The organism is Pseudomonas sp. P5_A2_2, from assembly GCF_054177685.1.
Genome location: NZ_JBGCUL010001174.1, coordinates 1 through 1,266, shown reverse-complemented (window position 1 = coordinate 1,266; position 1,266 = coordinate 1). Strand labels below are relative to the sequence as shown.

General features: G+C 63.2%; 1 protein-coding gene and 1 pseudogene. Both read right to left on the bottom strand.

All coding sequences use genetic code 11. The features are described from left to right. Positions 1-215, bottom strand: a pseudogene (locus tag ACXRVY_RS29845) (aldehyde dehydrogenase (NADP(+))); the annotation flags it as partial. 10 nt (positions 216-225) lie between these two features. After that, entirely contained in the window at positions 226-1,218 is a 993-nt protein-coding gene (gene araD1, locus ACXRVY_RS29840) for an AraD1 family protein (RefSeq protein WP_223463803.1), read from the bottom strand. Between the last annotated feature and the right edge of the window lie 48 nt (positions 1,219-1,266).

The following is a 1,266-nucleotide window of genomic DNA, read 5'->3' as shown; positions in this document are numbered from 1 at the left end:
TCGAGAAACTGTGCCCGCCGCTCCGCACTCAAGCTGCGATAGGCCGGGTACGCGGAAGCCGCCGCGGTGGCCGCCGCATCGACTTCCTGCGGGGTCGCCTGATAAAAATCGTCGGGCAAGGCCTCACCGGTGGTGGCGTCGACACTCTGCAACTTGATGCTGCCGGCGGCGCTGCGTTGGCCGCCGATGTAGTTGTGACCAAGGATCCGGGTCATGGGTACCTCCTCAAAGTGTGCCGACGGTGCCGGGTTCGAAAGCCGCTGCGACCGGTGCGATGCCATTGATCAATGGCGCGCCGAACTCGGCCTGGGTGATCTCGAACACGTCGCCCGGTTGCGTGCGAATGCCGTCGGCGAAGGACAGGGTCGCGGTGCCAAAGAAGTGAATGTGCACATCCCCCGGACGCAGGAACTGGCTGTATTTGAAATGATGGAATTCGAGGTTGGCGAGGCTGTGGCACATGTTGGCCTCGCCGCTGAGAAACTCGTTCTGCCATAGCACTTCGCCGTCGCGCAGAATGCGGCTGGTGCCCGCCAGATGCTGCGGCAGTTCGCCGACCCGCAGTTCCGGGCCATAGCTGCAGCTGCGCAGTTTCGAGTGGGCCAGATACAGGTAGTTCTTGCGCTCCATGACGTGATCGGAGAACTCGTTGCCCACGGCAAAACCCAGGCGATACGGCTGGCCGTCGTGACCGATCACGTACAGGCCAGCGATCTCCGGCTCTTCACCGGCGTCCTCGGCAAACGGCGGCAGGGGAAACGGCTGCCCAGGCCTGACGACGATGCTGCCATCGCCTTTGTAGAACCATTCCGGTTGCACACCGGCTTCATCCGCCGCCGGTTTGCCGCCCTCCACGCCCCATTTGAAGATGCGCATGGTGTCGGTCATCGCCGATTCGTCGCCACTTTGCTGGTGCATCTTGTCCCGGGCCGACGCGCTGCCCAGATGGGTCAGGCCCGTGCCGCTGACCAGCAGGTGCGCCGGGTCCGGATGGTCCAGGGGCGGCAGAATGCGCCGTTGCGTCAGCAGTTCGGCGTAGTCGTGGCTGATGCCCAGCCCCAGACTTTGCACCTGTTGCTCAAGGCTTGCGCCCGCCTCGATCGCCGCCAATGCCAGATCGCGAACGGTGCGCGCGTCCTGCACTTCACGGACCAGGCCTGCCTCGACCACGCCGACACGGCGTTCGCCGTTACTCAATTCGAACTGAACCAAACGCATGAAATTTCTCCTATTCCTTCAAAAACACCGCAGATCCCTGTAGGAGTG